Genomic DNA, 21,827 nt, shown 5'->3' with positions numbered 1-21,827 from the left:
GCTTTGCGGCGTTTTCGGTAACAAAACCACACAGCCGGGTCGTTAGCCGACGATTTTTCGCTTGGACCAGCGGTTGGGGCGAAGGGGAAGTGGTTAGGCCTTCATCAGCCATTCGTGCTCGGGCGCGTTGTGGAATTTCCACGTCCGCTTCGGTCCGGCCATGACGTTGAGATAATAGAGATCATAGCCGTGGCAGGCTGCGCAGGGGTGATAACCCTTGGGGACCAGCACGACGTCGCCGTCCTCGATCGCCATCGCCTCGTCGAGCGAACGAGCACCGTTCTCGTCGGCATCGGTGTAGACGCGCTGGAAAGCAAAGCCCTGTGGCGGGTTGAGACGGTGGTAATAGGTCTCCTCGAGATAGGATTCAGCCGGCAGATTGTCCTGGTCGTGCTTGTGCGGCGGATAGCTCGATGTGTGGCCGCCGGGTGTGATGACCTCAACCACCAGCAAGGAATCGGCCGGCTTGCCTTCCGGCAGGATGTTGGTGACGTAGCGCGTGTTGGTGCCTTTGCCGCGAACCTCCTGGCCGAGATCGTCGGGCGCGATGACACGGACCGGCAGACCGCCGCCCAGTCCTGGCGCCGAACAGACGGCAAGTTCGAGATCGGTATCGGCGCTCACCGACCACTCCGACCCCTGCGGCACATAGACCGACCAAGGCTTGCCTTCGAACGGCGACATGCGTTCGCCCAGCAGGCCGAGATCCTTGCCGCCGGCTTTGGCCTTGCCCTTGCCGGTGACGAACACCAGGCAGACCTCACGATCCGCGGTTTGCCCGGAAGCGCTCTCGCCGGGCCTGAGCCGATGCAGATCGAAGCCGACATAGGTCCAGCCGGCGTTTTGCGGCGTCACATGAGCGACGCGGCCGTGGCCATTATTGGCTTTGACGAGCAGCTTAGACATGGTCATTCCTTCGGTTTGGCGTCTGCCGATGGCTCGTCCTCGTCAGCCGGCTTGTAGAGGTAGAAAAACTGCCAGACGGCATAGCCGGCGAAGCCGAGCGCCATCACGCCCCAGAACGGCGTGCCGGTGGCGAATTCGATCACCGACCAGACCAGGCAGACCGCGACAACGGCGACGCGCCGCCACAGCGGTCGGAAAAACGGGTGCTCGGAGTCTTTCATCGGATCAACACCTTTCCTCGCGAACTCTCAAGCATTGGGAAAGCCCTGTGTCTCCACCGTATAGCCGGCCGCCGTCATAGCCCGCATCAATTCCTTGTAGCCGACCTGCGCCATCTTGAGCGGCGGGTTCTTCTTCGGATCCTGCTCGGCCTCGACCACGAACCAGCCTTCATAGCCATGGTCGGCGAGCCTCTGGACGATGGCGCCAAAATCCAGCGAGCCATCTCCCGGCACGGTGAAGGCGCCAAGTGCCACCGCGTCGAGGAACGATTGCTTCTCGCGATCCAGTCCCGCGATCACCTCCATGCGCACATCTTTCACATGCACATGGTTGATGCGCGGGTGGTGGTTATCAATAGCGCGCAGCACATCGCCGCCGGCAAAGGCCAGGTGACCCGCGTCGAGCAGCAATGGAATGCCTTCTCCCGAATAGCGCATGAAGGCATCTAGCTCTGGCTCGGTCTCAACTACTGCCGCCATATGATGATGGTAGGAGAGCGGCATGCCTTGCTCTGCACACCATTCGCCGAACTGCGTGAGCCGCCGGGCGTAGGCTTTCATTTCCTCGTCCGAAAGCCTGGGCTTGCTGGCGAGCGGCTTCGAGCGGTCGCCCTGGATGGAGCGGCCGACTTCACCATAGACGATACATGGCGCGTTCACCGCCTTGAACAGGTCGATCATCGGCTGGATACGATCCTTGTTCTTCGCCATGTCTTCGTCGATCAGCGTCCCCGAGAACCAGCCGCCGCAAAGCGTCACGTCGGCCTCTTTCAGGATCGGCAGCATGATTTGCGGATCGTTGGGAAAGCGGCGGCCCATTTCCATGCCGGTGAAGCCCGCCGAACGCGACTGCGCCAAGCATTCCTCCAGCGACACATCATCGCTGAGTTCGGCAAGATCGTCGTTCCACCATGCAATGGGGGACATGCCCAGTTTGGCTTTCAAGTCGTCACTCCGGTTTCAGACATTCGAGCGCGTTCGCGGAGGGCTTAAAGAGCCCGCCCGCTCAGCGCTTCCTCATATTTCTTGCGCGCCGCGTTCACTTGCGGCCGTGCCGAGACTTCCGGCACGGCGACATCCCACCAGCTTCCGCCGGCTTCGGTTGAAACCAGCGGGTCGGTGTCGATGACCAGCACCGTCGTTCGCGTGTTCTTCTTCGCTTGCGCCAGCGCCGTTTCCAGCCCGGCGATCGATGGCACTTTTTCGGCAATCGCACCCATGCTCGCAGCATGCGCGGCGAAGTCGATCTCGGGCAAGGTTTCGTGACGGGCGTCCTTCAGCAGATTGTTGAAGTTGGCGCCGCCGGTCGCCATCTGCAACCGGTTGATGCAGCCATAGCCGCGGTTGTCGAGCAGCACGATGGTCAGCTTGAGACCGAGCATCATCGAGGTCGCGATCTCGGAATTGAGCATCAGGTAGGAGCCGTCGCCGATCATCACGACGACCTCTTCGTCCGGCTTGGCCATCTTGACGCCAAGCCCGCCGGCGATTTCATAGCCCATTGTCGAGAAGCCGTATTCTGCGTGATAGGAGCCGGGCGCGCCCGCCTGCCATAGCTTGTGCAATTCGCCGGGCAAGCCGCCGGCGGCATGAAGCAGTACCACGCCGGAGCCCATGGCGCGCTGTACTGCGCCGATCACTTGCGCGTCGGACGGATAGGCGGCATTGGTCGACGCCGTCACCTTGTCGGCATCCGCTTGCCAGTTCTTCTTGCCCGTGATCGCATTGACGGTCCAGCCTGAAGGGGCTTTCCAGCCTTTCAGCGCCGCAGCGAGTTCGGCGAGCCCTTCCACCGCATCGGCGACCAGCGGCAGCGCCTGGTGCTTTCCGGCGTCAAAAGGCTGCACGTTGAGCCCGATGATGGTCCTGCCGGTATGCTTGAACAATGCCCAGGAGCCGGTGGTGAAATCCTGCAGTCTGGTGCCGACGGCAAGCACGACGTCGGCCTCTTCGGCCAGTCTGTTGGCCGCCGAAGTGCCGGTAACGCCGACCGCGCCCATGTTCAACGGATGATCGTCCGGGAGCGAGGATTTGCCGCCTTGCGTCTCACAAACTGGAATGCCGGCGCCTTGCACCAGTTTTGCCAACTCCTCGGACGCCTGCGAATAGAGTACGCCGCCGCCCGCGATCACCAGCGGCTTTTTCGCCGCTTTGAGTACCGCGACTGCGGCCGCCAGTTCGTTGCGGTCCGGGCGCTGCCGTCGCGGCGTCCAGAGTCGCTCGGCAAAGAAACTCTCGGGGTAGTCATAGGCCTCGGCCTGCACGTCCTGGCACAGCGCCAGCGTCACCGGGCCGCATTCGGCGGGATCGGTCAGCACCTGCATGGCGCGGTTGAGCGCCGGCATGATCTGCTCCGGCCGCGTGATGCGGTCGAAATAGCGCGACACCGGGCGGAGGCAGTCATTGACCGTCGCCGTGCCGTCGGAAAAATCCTCGGCCTGCTGCAGGACGGGATCGGGAATGCGATTGGCGAAGACGTCGCCGGGCAGAAACAGGACAGGCAACCTGTTTACATGCGCAAGTGCCGCAGCGGTCACCATGTTGAGCGCGCCGGGGCCGATCGAACTGGTCGCGGCCATGAAGCGACGGCGGAAATTGGCCTTGGCGTAGGCGATCGCCGCATGCGCCATTGCCTGCTCGTTATGGGCACGGAAGGTCGGCAGTTCGTCGCGAACCTGGTAGAGCGCCTCGCCGACGCCGGCGACATTGCCGTGGCCGAAGATCGCCCAGACGCCGCCGAAGATCGGCATTTTCTTCCCGTCCATCTCGGTCATCTGTCGAGCAAGAAAGCGGGTCAGCGCCTGCGCCATCGTCAGGCGGATTGTCTTGGTCATGTCGATTCCTCCGCAGTCCTTATGCCGCGCCTTCTTATGCTGCTTTGCGGCCGCGCGCCGCAAGCCATGCCTTGGTCAGTCTCTCGAAGCGAGATGCCATGTCGGCAACCGCTTCATCGTCTGACATCTTGCCGGCAAGCCATTGTTCGGCCGCGTTGATGAAGATGGTGCGGCCGACGGCAAAGCCCTTGACGATAGACGCCTTGGCGGTGGCAGCAAAGGCCGCTTCCAATTCGTCCTGCGGCGCTTCGAGGCCAAGCAGCACAATCCCGCGGCACCACGGATCGTTCTTCAGGATCACCGCCTCGATCTTTGCCCATGCGCCGGCCGATGCCTGCGGTTCGAGCTTCCACCAATCGGGCTTGATGCCGAGTGCGTAGAGTTCCTCGAGCGCGCGCGGGATGGTCATGTCGTCGAGCCTGCCGTGCTTGCCGGCGATGATCTCGACCAGAAGTTCTCTGCCCACTTTCCGCGCGGCCTCGAACAAAGCGCGCAGTTTCTGCTGCTGTTCGCTCTTCAGCGCGGCGGGATCGTCGGGATGATAGAAGCACAGGCACTTGATGCAGTGGTCGACCGGCCATTCGGTCAGTTGCGAACCTATGTCTTGCGAGAACTCGAAGCGAAGCGGCCGCGAACCCGGCAACTCGACCGGCCGGCCGAGCCAGGCGAAGGAATGGTGGGCGAATTCGAACATCGCCTCGCGTCCGTATTTTTCGTCGAGCAGCATGCCGTAGCCGGCGCGGCCAGCCGCGACCTTGGCCGCAGCCTTGACCGTCAACACCTTGAAAGCTGGGATTCGCGACGGATCGGCGCCGGCTTTTGCCGCGACATCCTCCAGCTGGACGCGGTGGTCGCAGGCGAACGCCATCAGCGAGGGGATGTCGCGCCGGCGCGTGGTCGCCCAATGGATGTGATTGATCGCCTCGTCCTTGCGCAGCGCCAGATGCTTGCTGCCGTTTTTCAGGAAGAACTGCAATTCCTCGAAAGTCGGGTATTCCGGTGCGCAGAGCAGCCGCGATACGGCAAAGGCGCCGCAGGCATTGGCCCAGGTCGCCGCCGTCGCCAGGCCTTCCTCGCCGAGCCAGCCGCGCAGGAAGCCCGACATGAAGGCGTCGCCGGCGCCGAGCACATTGTAGACCTCGATTGGAAATCCCTTGCCGACGATACCGTCCTCGAGGTCGTCGCTGATCGGCCCGTCATAGACGATGCAGCCCATGGCGCCGCGTTTCAGCACGATGGTTGCCGCCGACAGCGAGCGGATGGTTTTCAGCGCGCTCAGGCAATCGTCTGCGCCCGAGGCGATCATGATTTCCTCTTCGGTGCCGACGATGAGATCGCAATCGGGCAGCACCGTCTTCAACTGCGCCGAGACGCGGTCGGATTTCACATAGCGCTCGAAGCCTTCGGCGTGGCCGGCGAGACCCCAGAGGTTGGGGCGGTAGTCGATGTCGAACACCACCTTGCCGCCCTTGGCTTTCATGACACGGATCGCCTTGCGCTGGGCGGCGTCGCTGTTGGGCCGTGAAAAATGCGTGCCGGTGACGACGACCGCGCGTGCCGAAGCGATAAACGCCTCATCGATATCGTCTTTCGAAAGCGCCATGTCAGCGCAATCGCTGCGATAGAAGATCATCGGCGAGACGCCTTCATCCTCGACCGACAGCAGCACCAGGGCGGTCAGCCGCTCCGGATCGGTCTTGAGGCCTTGGACCGAAACGCCCTCGCGGGTCAGCTGCTCGCGGATGAAGCGGCCCATCTGCTCATTGCCGACGCGGGTGAGCAGCGCCGAGCGCAGGCCGAGCCTGGCAGTACCGACCGCGATATTGGCCGGACAGCCGCCGACCGACTTGGCAAAGGAAGTAATGTCCTCGAGGCGCGAGCCGATCTGCTGACCATAGAGATCGACGGAAGCGCGGCCGATGGTGATGATGTCGAGCGGCGCATGTCTCGCTTCCACGGCTTCGCCCATTCGAACCTCCCATCGGCTTGTTGTATTGGGTAACACGCGCGAGCGGCAGCGTGGCGCCGGCAATATGAAATAATAATTCCAATCCATAGTCAATATGGAACGAGCATTCCCAAGGCTGAAAAGTGCTGTGCAAGGCTCGCGCGTTCAGAAACTTTGAAGTCAGACGAACGTCAAGTGTCTACCACTGAAACCAGCTGATTTACCAAGGAAGCGGGCCATCATCGTTGAAGTACCCGGCGGTCGGGCCATCGGCGTCCAGGGTCGCCAGGTGAATGACGATCTCGGCCGCCTGCTGCACCGTGCGGTGACCTTTATACCCGTTGAGATCGGTGGCAGTGTAGCCGGGCGCCGCGGCGTTGACCTTGATGCCTTGGGGCGCGAGCTCCCTGGCGAACGCCACCGTGATGGCATTCAAGGCTGTCTTGGAGCTGCCGTAGCCCATCATGTTAACGGCGTGGTTCGTAGTGGCGGGATCGAGCGCCCGGCCGATGGACCCGGTGGAGCTGCTCACCATCACGATCCGGGCAGCAGGTGCTGCTAGCAGCAGCGGCAGGAATGCCTGGGTCACGCGGATCGGGCCGAAGACATTGACGTCGTAGGTGGCCTGGATGTCGGCGATCCGCTGCTGGCTCGGCGGCAGGTCGTAATTGATGGCGACGCCGGCGTTGTTCACCAGCACGTCGAGGCAGGGGCTGGCCTGCCTGAATGCCTCGGCTGCCGCCTTCACACTGTCATCCCGCGTGACGTCCAGCTCAAGCCACTCCACGTCGAGGCCTTCGGCGCGCAATGCCTGCGCCGCCGCCATGCCGCGTTCGGCGCTCCTGGCGCCGAGCCAGACCTTGAAGCCCATGGTCGCCAGTCGCCGGGCGATTTCACGGCCTATACCCTTGTTGGCGCCGGTCACCAGCGCGCTTTTCGATGTTCTCATAATCGGTGTCTCCATTTTTCTTGTGGAAGACCCACAAATGGTGCGAGGCAGCGGGCGTTGCGCGCCGGAAATTCTCCGCTCTTGCCTAATCCTCTCACGCTGTTGCGCCGCCGGTGCGAATGCGCGATGCTGGCGCAATGAGCGAAGCGCTGCAGGAGTTGATCGAGATCGCCAGCCGCCATGCGCGCGGGCGACGAACAAGAACGGCGGTTCCCCGCGTTTCGATAGGCCGCAGCGAAGTCGCCACGGCGACAATGCCAGGGGTGTGGGGGGCGGGGATCTTATTCGTACTGCAGGGCGCGAAGACGGTTCTGATCGGCGACCGGGCTCTTCGTTACAATCCGGCCAGCTATTTCATCTATACTGTCGAGACGCCCACCATCAGCCAGATAATCGAAGCGAGCGCGGCGCGTCCTTACCTGGCCATTGGCTTGACCCTTGACCTGCAGGCCGTCGCCGCGCTCCTCGTCGAGCACGCGCCGGCCCTCAGTGGCGACAGTTTCTCCACCTCTCCCGCTGATGACGATCTGCTCGACGCGTTGCGTCGAATGATGCGGCTGCTTGACCGGCCAGCGGAGATTCCCGTGCTCGCGACCATGATCGAGCGAGAGATGCTGTTTCGGCTCCTGCAAGGCCCCCAAGGCGGAAAGCTTCGTGAACTTGCGCGCGCCGATGGCCATCTGTCCCGGATTGGCCGGGCGATCGCCTGGATCCGTTCGCATCCCCATCAGCCGGTCCGGGTCGGCGATCTGGCCGAGATTGCCCGTATGAGCAGCGCTGCGTTTTATCGTCACTTCAAGGCGGCGACGGCCATGAGCCCAATCCAGTATCAAAAGCAAATCCGCTTGCTGGAAGCCCGCCATCTGCTGATTGCCCAGCCGGGCAACGTCGCACGTGTCGCCTTCGCCGTCGGCTATGAGAGTGCTTCCCAGTTCAGCCGGGAGTATGCCCGCCAGTTCGGGTCGCCGCCTGCCCGCGACGCAGCGCGGCTTTCGGCAGAAGGCGAAACCGCAATAGAGGTGATCTAAGGCTTGCGCTTCTTGCCAGTATCGCGCGGCTTCTCGCCGACCGCGACGGTCAGCGCCATAGCCAAAGCCATCGTCGCCGACAGCGAGCGGAAGCCGGCGAAATCGGCCTCGGCGACCTCGAACCAGACCCTGGCGAATTGGGCGAGTGGCGAAAAGGAGCTGTCGGTAATCGCCACGATCGGCACCCCTTGCTCCGAAATGACGCGCGCCTCCTCGATGGTGGCCGGGGCATAGGGCGAAAAGCTGATGGCGATCACGGCGTCCCTTGGAGAGGCAAAGCCGATCATCTCTGCATTGAGGCCGGCGGCCGATTCGATCAGCTGGTTGCGGATCTTGAGCTTGCCCAATGCATAGGCGATATAGGAGGCGACCGGGTAGGAGCGCCGCTTGGCCAGCACGTAAATGGTTTCGGCCTTGGCCAACACGGTGATCGCATCTTCGAAATGGTCTTCATTCAGCGTGCGCGAAATGTCGTTGAGCGAGGTACTGGCTGCGGCAACAAAACCGTCGAAAATCGCGCGGTGGCCGGCGCCTTCCTCGGCCTTGGCGCGCAATGCCGCCAGCCTTTCATCATAGGATGAGTTGCGCTCGCGCAGGCGCTCGCGAAATACCAACTGCAGGCTGGTGAAACCATCAAAACCAAGCTGCTGGGCAAAGCGGATCAGGGTCGAAGGCTGGACACCGGCGGAAGCGGCGATGCTGGCAGCGGTGCCGAAGGCGATATCGTCTGGGTTGTCGAGCGCATAGGCGGCGATCTGGGCGATACGTTTCGGCAGGCTGTGGCGCCGCTCCAGGATCGTCGCCCGCAGCGTCTCGAAATCGCGCGGCACCCGTTCGTCCATCGTCGCTCCGCCCAGGCTCATCGTCTGGTTCCCTCTGTGCCCCATCATAGCGGGCCTGTGCAAGAACACCATAAAAAATGAGACAAGCGTTCCATCTGCAGACAAAATGGACTAATTCATCCACACAATTTTGCACACAGGGAGGCAAGCGGATGGTCGGGGCAGGTCTTATCGGCACGGGTTTCATGGGCAAGTGCCACGCCATTGCCTGGAACGCGGTCGGCACCGTCTTTCCCGATGTGGCCAAGCCAAGGCTGGTCCATCTGGGCGAGGTCAACGAGGATCTTGCCAAACGCCGTGCCAGCGAATTCGGCTTCGCCAAGGCGTCCGGTGACTGGCGCGCCGTCGTCGACGACCCGGAAGTCGATGTCGTTTCGCTGACCACGCCGAACCAGTTCCACCCGGAAATGGCCATCGCCATCCTCGAAGCCGGCAAGCATCTGTGGTGTGAAAAACCGATGGCGCCGAGCTTCGCCGAGGCGAAAGCAATGGCCGCGGCGGCCCAAAAGTCCGGCAAGGTCGCCGCGCTCGGCTATAACTATATTCAGAACCCAGCGATCCGCCATATCGGCGCGCTGCTCGACGAGAAGATCATCGGCGAGGTCAACCATCTGCGTATCGAGATGGACGAGGACTTCATGGCCGATCCGGAGGCGCTGTTCTTCTGGAAGCACGAGGCGGCGTCCGGCTACGGCGCGCTCGACGATTTCGCCGTGCACCCGCTGTCGCTCATCGCCGTACTGTTCGGCCGCGTTGCCCGCGTCATGTGCGACATGGCCAAACCCTATGCCGACCGCCGCGTCGCCTCGGGCGGGCGCCGCGCGGTCGAGACCTACGACATCGCCAGCATCCTGATGCATCTCGAAAACGGCATCGCCGGCACGCTGCTGGTCAACCGTTCGGCTTGGGGCCGCAAAGGCCGGATCGCCATCCAGATTTTTGGCTCGAAGGGCTCGATCCTGTACGACCAGGAGCGGATGAATGAGTTCCAACTCTATCTGACGGCCGACCGGCCGACCGAGCAAGGCTACCGCACCATCCTGGTGGCGCCGCATCATAAGCCTTATGACGCCTTCCTGCCGGCGCCCGGTCACGGCCTTGGCTTTAATGATCTCAAGATCATCGAATGCCGGGAGCTGTTGACGCGGCTTGCCGGCAAGCCGGCGCGGATCATCGATTTCGACGAAGGCCTGGAGATCGAGCGCACGGTACACGCGATGGCGCGCTCGTTCGCGGAACAGCGCTGGATGGAGGTGCGGTAGTAAGTCCGCGCTGGTCTCCCCTTCTCCCCTTGTGGGAGAAGGTGGCCGAGCGAAGCTCGGTCGGATGAGGGGTGTTGGACGGATCGCTACAGCGAAGAAATAACCGCTTAAAATCCCTCAATATTTTACGCCGAGTTTCTTCCAGCACCCCTCATCCGGCTCGGCGCTGCGCGCCGATCCACCTTCTCCCACAAGGGGAGAAGGAGAAGTGCTCACGCGGCTCCCGGGCGATCGGCGATCATGGCACGTCTCGCCGACCGGCGCCGCTCGACGGCGTCGGCAAGGCCGTAAAGCACCGTCTCGGTGGTTGCCCAGTCGATGCAGCCATCGGTGATGCTCTGGCCATAGACGAGCGGCTTGCCGGGCACGACGTCCTGCCGGCCGGCGACGAGGTTGCTCTCGATCATGATGCCGACGATGCGCTCGTCGCCCGCCGCGATCTGGCCCGCCATGTCAGCCGCCACCAGCGGCTGGTTTTCCGGCTTCTTGCTGCTGTTGGCGTGGCTGACATCGATCATCAGCCGCGGCGCCACGCCGATCCGGCCGAGCTCAGCGCAGGCAGCAGCAATGCTTGCCGCGTCATAATTCGGCACAATACCGCCGCGCAGGATGACGTGGCAGTCCTCGTTGCCGGTGGTCGTCGCGATGGCGCTGCGCCCGCCCTTTGTCACCGCCATGAAATGATGCGGCTGGGCGGCGGACTTCACGGCTTCGGCGGCAATCCGCAGATTGCCGTCGGTGCCGTTCTTGAAGCCGACCGGGCAGGACAGGCCTGACGCCAGCTCGCGATGGATCTGGCTCTCTGTCGTGCGTGCGCCGATCGCGCCCCAGGCGACGAGGTCGGCAATATATTGCGGGGTGGCCATGTCGAGGAATTCGGTCGCTGAGGGAAGGCCGAGATTGTTGACCGCCGAGAGCACGTTGCGGGCCATCCGCAGACCCTTGTCGATGTTGAAGCTGCCGTCGAGGTCGGGATCGTTGATCAGGCCCTTCCAGCCGACCGTCGTGCGCGGTTTCTCGAAATAAACCCGCATCACGATCTCCAGCCGGTCCGACAGGCTTTCACGCAGCGATGCCAAACGGCTGGCATAGTCTACGGCGGCGGCCGGGTCGTGGATCGAACAGGGGCCGACGACGACCACCAGCCGATCGTCGGCGCCGGTCAGCACGGCATGGATGGCATTGCGTGATGCGGCAACGGTGCGCGTCGCCGTCAGCGTGCGCGGTATTTCCCGCATCACCTCGTCGGGTGTGCTCAGTTCTCTGATTTCCTTGACCCGAAGATCGTCTGTGGTCGTCAACACGGCTTCTGCTCCTGATTGGGAGACCTGCCGGCTGAAACAAAAAAGCCGCCAGGTCTGGCGGCTGTTCGGATGTTATTGCTGCAATCTTCAGATCGAGCGCAATCCTCCCGCCGCCAGCGAGCTCATAAAGTACCAATATGTGGCGGTCAGGTTGATCATGAGGGCTGATATAGTCGATGCGGATGCGCTTGTCACGTGCCTGGTGAGGAGGAGGTTTACTCCAGCCCATTCGCGATTGGCTGAAGCCCCCCGAACTTCGTCATCCCAGGGCGAAGCAGGAGCGGAGCTCCGTCGCGGAGACCCTGGGATCCATGCCGTTGCCTTGGCCAAGGAGTGCTGCGGAACTAAATTCTGCATTGTAGCGACGCCTAGATGTCACGGCATGGATCCTCGGGTCTGCGCCGCGTCGCTGCGCTCCTTGCTCTGCCCGTGGATGACGAAGTGATGGGCGGCGTTCCGCTAGACTTGCCGGCGTTATTCCGGTGACGCCCCGGCGATGCTCTGATCGTAGTCGACCAGCGACCCGGTCATGACGCCGGACTGCGGGCTGATCATATAGCTGATCAACCGGGCAAGCTGCGCCGGTTTCACCAATTGGCCCATCGGCTGCGCGGCTTCGGCCTTCTCCAACCAGTCCTCCGGCGCGTCGTGCCATTTCTTCTGCACGATCGCCTCGCCCTCGGTGTCCATCCAGCCGGGCAGCACCGCATTGCAGCGGATGCGATTGCCGCGATAGGCATTGGCGACATTCTTGGTGAGTGTCGCCAGCGCTCCCTTGCTCGACGAATAGGGCGCCAGGAACGACTGGCCGCAATGCGCCGACATCGACAGCACGTTGACGATCGAGCCCGGTACCTGGCGCGCCAGCAAATGCGCCACCACGCCCTGCATCAGGAAAAACGGGCCGCGCACATTGGTCTGGAATATCTGGTCGAACAGATCCTCGGAGGTCTCGACCAGCGAGCCGCGAGCCGAGGTGGCAGCGGCGTTGACCAGCGCGTTGACGGTACCAAAATGGCCAATCGCCGTTTCGACCGCACGCTTGCAGTCGGCCACTTTTGAGACGTCGGCGCTGATGAAGATGGCATCGACGCCTGCCCCCTTGAGGATGGCGACAGCCTTGTCGCCCTTCTCCTGCGAGCGGCCGATCAGCGCCAGCGCCCGGCAGCCCTCATCGGCCAGCGCTTCGGCGACGGCAAAGCCGATGCCTTGTGCGCCGCCGGTGACGATGGCGCGTGTTTCGGAATTGCGACCGGCTGAACCGTTCATCGCCTTGCTCCTGTGCTTGATAGTCAGATTGTTTTGTCGAGGCGGACGGTCTTGCCTTCCTTGGCCGATTTCAGCGCCGCATCCGCCAGCCTGAGCGCCACCAGCCCGTCCTTGCCGCTCGGCGCCGCCTTCTTGCCTGACGTCGCTGCCGCGATGAAGGCAGCGATCTCGTTGGCATAAGCGTCGAGGTAACGGGTCATGAAGAAATCGTGCAGCGGCGGCCGCGTATAGCCTTTCTCATTGGCCAGTTCGATCGACACCGGCCGCTGGTTCTCGGTCGCAATCATGCCTTTCGAGCCATGCACCTCGATGCGCTGGTCGTAGCCGTAGGTGGCGCGGCGTGAGTTGGAGATAACGCATTGCTTGCCGGAGGCGGTTTCGAGGATGACGCTGACGCTGTCGAAGTCGCCGGCCTCGCCGATCTTCTTGTCGACCAGCACCGAAGCATGCGCGCTGACCGCCACCGGCTCCTCGCCGAGCAGGAAGCGCGCCATGTCGAAATCATGAATGGTCATGTCGCGGAAGATGCCGCCCGAGCGGCCGATATAGTCGAGCGGCGGCGGGCCGGGATCGCGCGAGGTGATTGTCACCATTTCGACAGTGCCGATGGCGCCGTCGTCGATCGCCTTGCGCACGGCGGCAAAATGCGGATCGAAGCGGCGGTTGAAGCCGACCATCAGGGTGGCGCCGGCCTTATCGACGACGGCCAGGCAACGTTCCACCCTGGCGGCGTCGAGGTCGATCGGCTTTTCGCAGAAAATCGCTTTACCCGCTTTGGCGAAGCGTTCGATCAGATCGGCATGGGTATCGGTCGGCGTGCAGATGACGACCGCATCGATATCGCCGGCCTTCTCGATGGCATCGATGCTGCGCACTTCGGCGCCATAGGCAGAGGCCAGATCGGTCGCCGCCTTCTCGAAGGCGTCGGCAACTGCGACCAGCCTGGCCTCAGGATTGGAACCGACGGCGCGAGCATGGACCTTGCCGATACGGCCGGCACCGAGAAGAGCAAAGCGAAGAGGCATGAAGAGTTTTCCTTTGAGAATGATTCGGAAGGGAGGGCGTGTCAGCGCCTGTGGCTCGGCGTTGGCCGTTACGCCGCAAGTTCCGCCTGCCCGGTCTTGGCGCCGGTAATGTAGGAGACGATATCGTTGCCGTCGGTGTCCTGCTTGCGCAAATTAGCGACGATGCGGCCGCGCCGGAAAACGACGATCCGATCGACCAGATCGAACACCTGGCGCATGTTGTGAGAGATCAGGATCAGCGGTTCGCCATTCTCCTTCAGCGTGCGGATGATGTTTTCGACCTGCATCGTCTCCTGCACGCCGAGTGCCGCCGTCGGCTCATCCATGATGATGAGCTTGGACGCAAAGGTCGCGGTTCTGGCAATTGCCACGCACTGGCGCTGGCCGCCCGACATGTGGCGGATAGTATTGGAAAGATTGGGGATCTTGACCGCCGTGCGCACCAAGGCTGCCTCGGTCGCCTTGCGCATGAACTTGCGATCGAGGATCGAGAAGGGCCCGAGATTGAAAAGCACCCGCTCGCGGCCGAGGAACAGGTTCGACGGCACGTCGAGGTCGTCGGCGAGCGCCAGGTTCTGGAACACCGTCTCGATGCCCGCCTCGCGGGCTTCGATTGGGCCGGCAAAATTCACTTCCTTGCCATCGAACCACATCTTGCCGTTGGTGCGCTGCTCGACACCGGTGATCTGGCGTACGAAGGTCGATTTGCCCGCGCCGTTGTCGCCCATGATAGCGACATGCTCGCCCTTGCGCAGCTCGAAGTTGGCACCCTCCAGCGCATGGACGCCGCCATAATACTTGGTCAGGTTTTCGGTCTTCAGGACGATGTCCGACATGATCAAGCCCTCATTGCCCGCAGGCGTTGGCGCCACTGGTCGAGAACGACTGCGCCGACGATGATCACGCCTTTGACCATCTCCTGATAATATGCGTCGAGGCGCAGAAAGGTGAAGCCGGAGATGATGACGCCGAAGATCAGCGAGCCGATCACTGTCCCGATAATCGAACCGCGGCCGCCCGACAGCGAGACGCCGCCGATAACCGCCATGGCGATCGCGTCGAGCTCGTACATTACACCCATGCCGGCCTGGGCGGTGAGATTCTTGGAGCTCAGCACCACGGCGGCGAGCGCGGCGAGGACGCCGGCAATGACGTAGACGAGGATCTTGTGGTTGGCGATGTTGATGCCGGACATGCGCGCGGCGTCCTCATTGGAGCCGATTGCATAGCAGTGCTTGCCATATTTGGTGTAACTCAGGATCAGCTGGAACAGCACTGCGAGCGATATGAAAATGATGACCGGCATCAGCCCCTTGCCAATGGCGGCGAAACTCTCGGTCGGAAACGAGATCGGCTGCCCCTTTGACCACCATTTGGCGATGCCGCGCGCGGTGACCATCATGCCGAGCGTGGCGATGAACGGCGGGATGCGCGTGTAGGCGATCAAAGCGCCGTTGACCAGGCCGGCCAGCAGGCCGCAGCCGATCGCGACCAGCACGGGCACGATCACCGGCAGGTCGGTCCAGCCCTGCGCGATGAACATCGCCTTCGGGTTCGGGTTGCCATTGACGGTCGCCACCTGGGCGAAGCTCATGGCTATCATCGCCGTGGCGCCGACGATCGAACCTGAGGACAGGTCGATGCCGCCGGTAATGATCACCTGCGTCACGCCGATGGCAATGATGCCGACAATCGACACCTGCAGGATGATGATCTGCAGGCGCGCTTCGTTGAAGATCGCATCGATATTGTCGCGGGTGTTGAACAGGAAGCTGTCGCCCAGGAAAACCCGGCCGATCAGCTCGAAAGCGCCGACCAGGATGACGAGCGCCAGGAAGACGTTGAATTCGGCCGGCCATGCGCGCCGCTTCGCATCATAGCTGAGCCCGCCGACGCCGTGAGATGTCTGTGCCAATCGTGCTTCCTCCGTCAGCCACGGTCTCCACTCGGCGCTGTTCAGGCCGAGAGGGAAAAAGCGGAGCGGCGCTGTCTTACCTTGGCGCGCCGCTCCGTATCGGACAGGTCCGCCTCAGTTCTTCTTCAGGAACTTGTCGATATTTGCCGGCGTGACCAGCTGGAACGGGATGTAGACCTTGTGCTCGACCTTCTCGCCCTTCGCCAGCTTGAGCGCTGCGTCAAGCGCGCCGGCACCCTGGCCGGCCGCGTCCTGGAACACCGTCGCATCGAGGTCGCCCGCCTGCATCGCGGCAAGCGCATCCTGGGTAGCGTCGACCCCGCCGACGACAACCGACTTCATGTCGATGTTGGCGGCCTTCATCGCCTGGATGGCGCCGATGGCGCTTTCGTCATTATTGGCGATGACGCCGTCGAACGGCTTGCCGGTCGACAGCCAGTTGGTCATCAGGTTCTGCGCTTCTTCGCGCTTCCAGTTCGACGTCTGCTTGTCGATGATCTTGATGAAGCTGCACTCCGGCGTGGCGATCACGTCGTCAATGTCCTTGGTGCGCTGCACCGCTGCCTGGTTCGACAGCTCGCCCATGATCACATAGACGTTGGCTTCAGTCTTGCCGGCCTCCTTGAACAGGCGGCAGACCTCCTTGGTCTCGAGCGTGCCGGAATCGGCTTCGTTCGAGGCGACGAAGGCCTGGTTTTCGGGCAGCGTGTCGACGTTGACCGGCTCGCGATTGACATAGACCAGTGGAATCTTGGCAGCGGCGGCTGCGTCCGACATCGCCTGAGTCGCCGAGGTGTCGACCGGGTTGACGATGATGGCGTCGACGCCTGAGGCGGCGAAGTTCTTGATCTGGTCGAGTTGCTTGGCGACGTCGTTCTGCGCATCCTCCACCTGCAGCTCGACGCCGTCCATGCCCTTGGCCTGTTCAATCATGCCGTTGCGCAGCACTGTGAGAAAATTGTCGTCGAACAACGCCATCGACACGCCGATCTTGGCAGCAAAGGCGGACGAACTCATCAGCGCCGCGAACGCGACGCCCAAAAGCAGTTTTTTCATTTTATTTCTCCTCCACATTGGTGTCCGGCTGCACCGATCTACCCGGAATCCCCGATCTCGCAGGGAATTCTCTCCCGATTGCCATTTTTAGTTCCGGAGGCATTTGCCTAAAACAGATCTTCCGGAACGAAAGAACCAAAATTCTCAGTTGGTGAAATATTTATTCCATTTCGCTTGGGCGTCAAGCGAGATTTCGCCATGAGGAATGGATTTTCGGCATTTCGAGCGCTTTTAGACGGACGCTAACGCAAGCCAGGCCTGAAAGCGTTCTGATAGATTACATCATGTCTGCCGCCGATGACCGCGACGTCAGATGTTTTCCGGCAGATAAATGTCGAAGGGCAGAAAGGTCTGGCCCGGCGCATTCGCAGCGCCGGTCTCGATGGCATGCGCCATCAGCCCGACAAGCTCGCGGCAAAGCGCCGCCAGTGGCGTCGAGATCACCATGGTCAGGAAATTATCTGCCAGCGCCGCGCGGGAGTCGGGCGTGATCTCGTTGCAGACGACCGCCGGCATCTCAGCCGGCTTTGCCTCCCTCAGCGCCGAGATCGCGCCTTCCATGCCGCCACCGGCGACATAGCAACCGGCGAGATCAGGGTGGCGGGCCAGAAGCTCGATCATTGCATCATGCGTGATCTGGTTCGCTTCCAGATTGACCAACGTCTCGAGGAGAGTGAATTCCGGCGCCTGCTCGCGAAAGAAGGAGCGAAAACCGATCTCGCGAAGCTCATGGCCATGGAAGCGATGGCTGCCGACGAAGAGGGCAACCTTGCCAGGTCTCTTCGCGGCCTTCGAGATCATCCAGGCAGCGGTGCGGCCGACCTTGCGATTGTCCAGGCCAACATAGCCCTCGCGAATACCGGACGCAAAGTCGGAAAGCAGGGAGAACACCGGTACGCCATTGGCTTTGAGAGCCTCGACGGCGACCGTCAGCGTCGGGTGATCAGGCCCGACCAGGGCGACGGCCCTGGATTTGGCGGCCAGCTTGCGCATCCGCTCGACGATCTCGTCCGGCGCCAGCGAAGCGGCGAAGTCGATGGTGGCCACGCCGCGAAAGCGCGGCGACTGCGATACCGCCAGTTCAAGCTCGCGGGCAAATTCACTGTAGAAGACGTCCTCCCGTCTCAACAGCAGGAACCCGAGCCGGTATTCGGGCAATTCATGGCGCATCCGCTGCTTGATCAATCCGGCTGCGTGATAGCCGATGCTGGTCGCGGCCTCATAGACGCGGCGCGCGGTTTCCTCGCGCACCGGCAAGCGGTTGTTCAGCACCCGGTCGACGGTGGCAACGCTGACCCCCGAAATGCGCGCCAGGTCGGTGATCGTCGGCCGTTTCGCCATCGCTGCCTCATTCCACTGTTTGGCCCTTTTACACCATTCTGATGGAAAATGATAGAAACTATCTTTGTGATATTGAGCCTATCAGGGCTCGGCGTTATTTTGAACGCTGACCGAATATGATCGAGGCCTCCGCTATGGTGGATATTGGACTCCGAACCGGGAATACGAGCTCCGCAGCGGCGTCCCGACGCGACTATAGCCTGATCGGCCGCGACGCGAAGCTTGCCGTCGAGAGCGGGCTGGCGGCGGCCGAGTGGTATCACACCGACGTGCCGCGCAAGCAGATGAAGGAGCTGATGCAGCGCTCCGACGGCCCGGCGATCCGCGATACCATCGTCTGGCTCGGCGCCATGATCCTCAGCGGCGCCGGCGCCGCCTGGTTCTGGGGCAGCTGGTGGTGCGTGCCGTTCTTCTTCGTCTACGGCGTCCTCTACGGTTCCTCCACCGATTCACGCTGGCACGAATGCGGCCACGGCACCGCTTTCAGGACGCAGTGGATGAACGACGTGGTCTATCAGGTCGCCTGCTTCATGATCATGCGCAACCCGGTGACCTGGCGCTGGAGCCACACGCGCCATCATACCGATACCATCATCGTCGGCCGCGATCCGGAGATCTCGGTGATGCGTCCGCCCGATCTGCTGCGCGTGGTGCTCAACTTCGTCGGCATTCTCGACGCCTGGCATGCGATGAGCGACATGCTGCGCAATGCAGCCGGTATCGTCAGTCCGGCCGAAAGAACGTTCATTCCCGACCAGGAGCAGCCGAAGGCAATTCGCATTGCCCGCATCTGGACGACAATCTATGCCGCGACCATTGCGCTGGCGCTCTATACCGGCTCGTTCCTGCCGCTGATGCTGGTCGGTCTGCCCAGGCTTTACGGTGCCTGGCACCATGTCATGGTCGGCCTGCTGCAGCATGGCGGCCTGGCTGAAAACGTCACCGATCACCGGCTCAACAGCCGCACCGTCCACATGAACCCGATAAGCCGCTTCATCTACTGGAACATGAACTACCATGTCGAGCATCACATGTTTCCCATGGTGCCCTATCACGCGCTGCCCAGGCTGCACGAACTGATCAAGCACGATCTGCCGACGCCGACATCGTCCATCCTGGCCGGCTACCGCGAGATGATACCGGCTTTCCTGCGCCAGCTGCGCAATGAGGATTATTTCATCAAGCGCGAACTGCCGCCGACGGCGAGGCCCTATCGCGAGGACTTCCACAACGACAACGCTACCGCTGCGGTGGCTGCCGAATGACAAGCCCATGCCGAGGGTGCCAAGTATTGGGGGAGCCGTAGATGAGCGACTGGGTCGAGGCCTGTGACGCCGAGGACATCGACGAAGAGGACGTGATGCGCTTCGACCATGGCGGCCGCACCTTTGCCATCTATCGCAGCCCCGACGACGAGTATTTCGCCACCGACGGGCTTTGCACGCATGAGAAGGTGCATCTGGCCGACGGGCTGGTGATGGACGATATCATCGAATGCCCGAAGCACAATGGCCGCTTCAACTACAAGACAGGGGCTGCCAGGGGCGCGCCGGTCTGCGTCGATCTAAGAACTTATCCGGTCAAAGTCGACGCCGGCAAAGTCCTTGTCCGGATTGGTTGATGATGACGAAGGGAATGGTCATCATTGGCGCCGGCGAATGCGGCGGGCGCGCCGCCCTTGCGCTGCGCGAGCTCGGCTTTAATGGACCGGTGACGCTGGTCGGCGACGAGCCGCATCTTCCCTATGAGCGGCCGCCGCTGTCGAAAGACGCGATGGTTGCCGACGCGCCCCTGCTCAAGGCAATCGCCACCGACGCGATCCTGGCCGAAAGATCGATCAGGCATATCCATTCGGTTCAGGCGGTGGCGATCGACCGCGCGGCGCATGTCGTGCGCCTCTCGGACGGTTCCGTCCTGGCCTACGACAAGCTCCTGCTGGCGACCGGTTCGGTGCCGCGCAAGCTGCCGATGCCGGGCCTTGGTGGGCGCTGCGTCTACCTCCGGACCTTCAACGACGCGCTGGCCATTCGCGCCCATCTCAGCGCCGGAAATCGCATCGCCATCATTGGCGGCGGCTTCATCGGGCTTGAGCTTGCCGCGGCGGCACGCAGACTGGGTGCGGCGGTCACAGTTATCGAGGCGCAGCCGCGCATCTTGATGCGCGGCGTGCCGGCCGAGATCGCTGAGATCATCCATCAGGCGCATGAAGCCGAAGGCGTGAAAATCCTGTGCGGCGAGGGCATCGCCGCCATTGCCGATGATGGCGCCGAAGTGCGCATCGCGCTCGCCGGTGGACACGACATTGTCGCCGATCTTGCCGTGATCGGCATCGGCGCCGTGCCGGTGACCGGACTTGCCGCGGAGGCGGGGCTGACCGTCGACAATGGTGTCGCCGTCGACGCCGAGCTTCGCACCAGCGACCGGGATATCTTTGCCGCCGGCGATTGCTGTTCGTTTCCGCTCGCCATCTATGGCGGCCGGCGCGTGCGGCTCGAAGCCTGGCGCAATGCACAGGAGCAGGGCGCGCTCGCCGCAAGGAATATGCTTGGCGCCGGCGAGTCCCATGCGGCGGTGCCGTGGTTCTGGTCGGATCAGTACGGCCTGACCTTGCAGATCGCCGGCCTGTCGGACGAAGGCCGCAGCATCGTGCGCCGCGACCTCGGCGACGGCGCCTTCATCCTGTTCCACCTCGCCGAGGACGGCAGGCTGGTTGCGGCAAGCGGCATCGGCCCCGGCAACGCGGTCGCCCGCGACATAAGGCTGGCCGAGATGCTGATTGCAAAGCAGGCAAGGCCGGCGCCGGAAGCGCTAGTCTCGCAGGCGGTCAAATTAAAATCGCTGCTGGCGGCTTGATCCGCCGCGTGGATAATTGGCCGAACGCGTTCGGCTAAAACAGCGCTTTCAGCTCCGGCAGCTTGTCGTTGACCAGCCAGCCATAGTAATTTTCCTCGGGCAGCTTTTCCGGCTCGCCCGCAGCGCGGCGCTTGTCGTTCTCGGCTTTCAGCGCATAGGCGCGCTGTTCGGGATTGCCGACATTGTAGAGCGTCGACGTGATGCCGGGATTGCCTGAGATGTCGAAGCCGGCAATGCTTTTATAGGCGTCGATCGACTTCCTTATCGTCGCCGCGACATAAGGCAGTGTCAGGTCAGGGTCCATGATCGTCTTGTAGACCGCATTGGGGTCACCGACGTCGAGTTCCGGCAGGCCGGAAACCTTGTGCACGAGATCGCTCATCTGCAGTGCCGTCAGCGGATTGAGCTGGCCAAGGCCAAAAGTCTGGCCGGCATAATAAGGCTGGAAGAAAGTGGCGCCGAAGCGGTCGTTGGGAAAGCTCTCGCCGTTGACGGTTTTGCCGCGGAACGACCGGTTCCACACCTGTTCGCGGCACTCCCACAGATCGTAGCTGTCGGACTTCCCTGCGCATTTCGCAAATTGCGGCCGTTGCACGAAATCGGTGATGTCCTCGCCATCATAGGCAAAGGAGAGCTTGCTCGACAGATACGAGATCGCCTTGACGTAATAGGTCTGCAGCCGGTCATAGGCATCGACATTATAGGTATGCTCGCCGACGATGGCTCCAACGATATGCATTGGGTCGATGTCATAGGCCGCGGCTGCCTGCTTGATCTTACCGCGCAGCTCGGCATCGTTCTGGAGCAGCGCAAAGACTTTGCGGTATTTCGCCTGGAAGGTGGTGTTGGTCGCCTGGGTGCGCCGGCTCGAAGCGCCCGGTATGTCGGGCTGCTCGGTGTTGCGGTTGCCCGGCGGCACCATCGTTGCCGCTTGCGCGGCGAACATGGCTGCCGCCAGCGTCAGCCCCAAAATGACGAGGATCAGTTTTTTCATGCGCCGCCGCCCAAATAGTCGCCGGCAAACTAGGTAATGCTCCACCGGGAGTCGAGAGACGCCTGCACCCGACGGGACGA

At 62.4% G+C, this 21,827-nt stretch carries 20 protein-coding genes; 5 read left to right on the top strand and 15 right to left on the bottom strand.

What is annotated here, in order from left to right:
• Positions 1-93: 93 nt before the first annotated feature.
• The 6 genes from iolB to NKK47_RS09840 all read right to left on the bottom strand — a co-directional run bounded on the left by iolB (position 94) and on the right by NKK47_RS09840 (position 6,858).
• The gene (iolB, locus tag NKK47_RS09865; RefSeq protein WP_352576372.1) at positions 94-906 is read right to left on the bottom strand and encodes a 5-deoxy-glucuronate isomerase; all 813 of its coding nucleotides are present in this window, start codon (positions 904-906) and stop codon (positions 94-96) included.
• A 2-nt stretch (positions 907-908) separates the two neighbouring features.
• On the bottom strand, positions 909-1,127 hold the full coding sequence (locus NKK47_RS09860; protein ID WP_352576370.1) for a DUF3329 domain-containing protein: 219 nt from the start codon (positions 1,125-1,127) through the stop codon (positions 909-911).
• A 27-nt stretch (positions 1,128-1,154) separates the two neighbouring features.
• Entirely contained in the window at positions 1,155-2,072 is a 918-nt protein-coding gene (gene iolE, locus NKK47_RS09855; protein WP_352576368.1) for a myo-inosose-2 dehydratase, read from the bottom strand.
• Between the two features lie 44 nt (positions 2,073-2,116).
• A complete protein-coding gene (iolD, locus tag NKK47_RS09850; RefSeq protein WP_352576366.1) occupies positions 2,117-3,961 on the bottom strand; it encodes a 3D-(3,5/4)-trihydroxycyclohexane-1,2-dione acylhydrolase (decyclizing) in 1,845 nt (614 codons plus the stop codon).
• 34 nt (positions 3,962-3,995) lie between these two features.
• Complete coding sequence (locus NKK47_RS09845; RefSeq protein ID WP_352576364.1) at positions 3,996-5,930, bottom strand: bifunctional 5-dehydro-2-deoxygluconokinase/5-dehydro-2-deoxyphosphogluconate aldolase; 1,935 nt, start codon at positions 5,928-5,930, stop codon at positions 3,996-3,998.
• A gap of 199 nt (positions 5,931-6,129) precedes the next feature.
• Entirely contained in the window at positions 6,130-6,858 is a 729-nt protein-coding gene (locus NKK47_RS09840; RefSeq protein ID WP_352576362.1) for an SDR family oxidoreductase, read from the bottom strand.
• Between the two features lie 137 nt (positions 6,859-6,995).
• Here NKK47_RS09840 and NKK47_RS09835 point away from each other — a divergent pair, with 137 nt between their 5' ends.
• Positions 6,996-7,886, top strand: a complete 891-nt coding sequence (locus NKK47_RS09835) for an AraC family transcriptional regulator (protein WP_352576360.1) — start codon at positions 6,996-6,998, stop codon at positions 7,884-7,886.
• On the opposite strand, the gene NKK47_RS09830 is transcribed toward NKK47_RS09835, so the two are convergent.
• Positions 7,883-8,728, bottom strand: a complete 846-nt coding sequence (locus NKK47_RS09830) for a MurR/RpiR family transcriptional regulator (protein ID WP_352576387.1) — start codon at positions 8,726-8,728, stop codon at positions 7,883-7,885. The two genes, NKK47_RS09835 and NKK47_RS09830, sit on opposite strands and share 4 nt — an antisense overlap.
• A gap of 152 nt (positions 8,729-8,880) precedes the next feature.
• On the opposite strand from NKK47_RS09830, the gene NKK47_RS09825 reads away from it, so the two are divergent.
• Positions 8,881-9,990, top strand: a complete 1,110-nt coding sequence (locus tag NKK47_RS09825) for a Gfo/Idh/MocA family protein (RefSeq protein ID WP_352576358.1) — start codon at positions 8,881-8,883, stop codon at positions 9,988-9,990.
• A 212-nt stretch (positions 9,991-10,202) separates the two neighbouring features.
• On the opposite strand, the gene NKK47_RS09820 is transcribed toward NKK47_RS09825, so the two are convergent.
• The 7 genes from NKK47_RS09820 to NKK47_RS09790 all read right to left on the bottom strand — a co-directional run bounded on the left by NKK47_RS09820 (position 10,203) and on the right by NKK47_RS09790 (position 17,900).
• Positions 10,203-11,294 carry a 3-deoxy-7-phosphoheptulonate synthase gene (locus NKK47_RS09820; protein ID WP_352576356.1) on the bottom strand — a complete coding sequence of 364 codons (1,092 nt, stop codon included), beginning with the start codon at positions 11,292-11,294 and terminating at the stop codon, positions 10,203-10,205.
• 474 nt (positions 11,295-11,768) lie between these two features.
• Positions 11,769-12,563, bottom strand: coding sequence for an SDR family oxidoreductase (locus NKK47_RS09815; RefSeq protein WP_023677517.1), 795 nt, complete (start codon positions 12,561-12,563; stop codon positions 11,769-11,771).
• A gap of 23 nt (positions 12,564-12,586) precedes the next feature.
• Positions 12,587-13,588 (bottom strand): inositol 2-dehydrogenase, encoded by a 1,002-nt coding sequence (gene iolG / locus NKK47_RS09810; protein ID WP_352576354.1) that lies wholly within the window; start codon positions 13,586-13,588, stop codon positions 12,587-12,589.
• A gap of 68 nt (positions 13,589-13,656) precedes the next feature.
• Positions 13,657-14,424, bottom strand: coding sequence for an ATP-binding cassette domain-containing protein (locus tag NKK47_RS09805; protein WP_352576352.1), 768 nt, complete (start codon positions 14,422-14,424; stop codon positions 13,657-13,659).
• Positions 14,425-14,426: 2 nt separating this feature from the next.
• Positions 14,427-15,503, bottom strand: coding sequence for an ABC transporter permease (locus NKK47_RS09800; protein WP_292655972.1), 1,077 nt, complete (start codon positions 15,501-15,503; stop codon positions 14,427-14,429).
• 114 nt (positions 15,504-15,617) lie between these two features.
• Complete coding sequence (locus tag NKK47_RS09795) at positions 15,618-16,559, bottom strand: sugar ABC transporter substrate-binding protein (RefSeq protein ID WP_352451673.1); 942 nt, start codon at positions 16,557-16,559, stop codon at positions 15,618-15,620.
• 309 nt (positions 16,560-16,868) lie between these two features.
• Positions 16,869-17,900 carry a LacI family DNA-binding transcriptional regulator gene (locus NKK47_RS09790; RefSeq protein WP_023677522.1) on the bottom strand — a complete coding sequence of 344 codons (1,032 nt, stop codon included), beginning with the start codon at positions 17,898-17,900 and terminating at the stop codon, positions 16,869-16,871.
• Between the two features lie 116 nt (positions 17,901-18,016).
• Between NKK47_RS09790 and NKK47_RS09785 the strand changes: the two genes are divergently transcribed.
• The 3 genes from NKK47_RS09785 to NKK47_RS09775 are packed head-to-tail and all read left to right on the top strand — an operon-like array spanning position 18,017 to position 20,753.
• Positions 18,017-19,165: a fatty acid desaturase family protein gene (locus NKK47_RS09785; RefSeq protein ID WP_502904983.1), complete on the top strand. Its 1,149-nt coding sequence runs from the start codon at positions 18,017-18,019 to the stop codon at positions 19,163-19,165.
• 41 nt (positions 19,166-19,206) lie between these two features.
• Positions 19,207-19,521 (top strand): MocE family 2Fe-2S type ferredoxin, encoded by a 315-nt coding sequence (locus NKK47_RS09780; protein ID WP_023677524.1) that lies wholly within the window; start codon positions 19,207-19,209, stop codon positions 19,519-19,521.
• Between the two features lie 2 nt (positions 19,522-19,523).
• Entirely contained in the window at positions 19,524-20,753 is a 1,230-nt protein-coding gene (locus tag NKK47_RS09775) for an NAD(P)/FAD-dependent oxidoreductase (protein WP_352576383.1), read from the top strand.
• A 34-nt stretch (positions 20,754-20,787) separates the two neighbouring features.
• On the opposite strand, the gene NKK47_RS09770 is transcribed toward NKK47_RS09775, so the two are convergent.
• The gene (locus tag NKK47_RS09770; protein ID WP_352576350.1) at positions 20,788-21,747 is read right to left on the bottom strand and encodes a DUF1402 family protein; all 960 of its coding nucleotides are present in this window, start codon (positions 21,745-21,747) and stop codon (positions 20,788-20,790) included.
• Between the last annotated feature and the right edge of the window lie 80 nt (positions 21,748-21,827).

The organism is Mesorhizobium sp. M0019, from assembly GCF_040323975.1.
In the GTDB taxonomy this organism is placed as follows: Bacteria; Pseudomonadota; Alphaproteobacteria; order Rhizobiales; family Rhizobiaceae; genus Mesorhizobium.
This window is presented reverse-complemented; position numbering and strand designations above follow the sequence as displayed.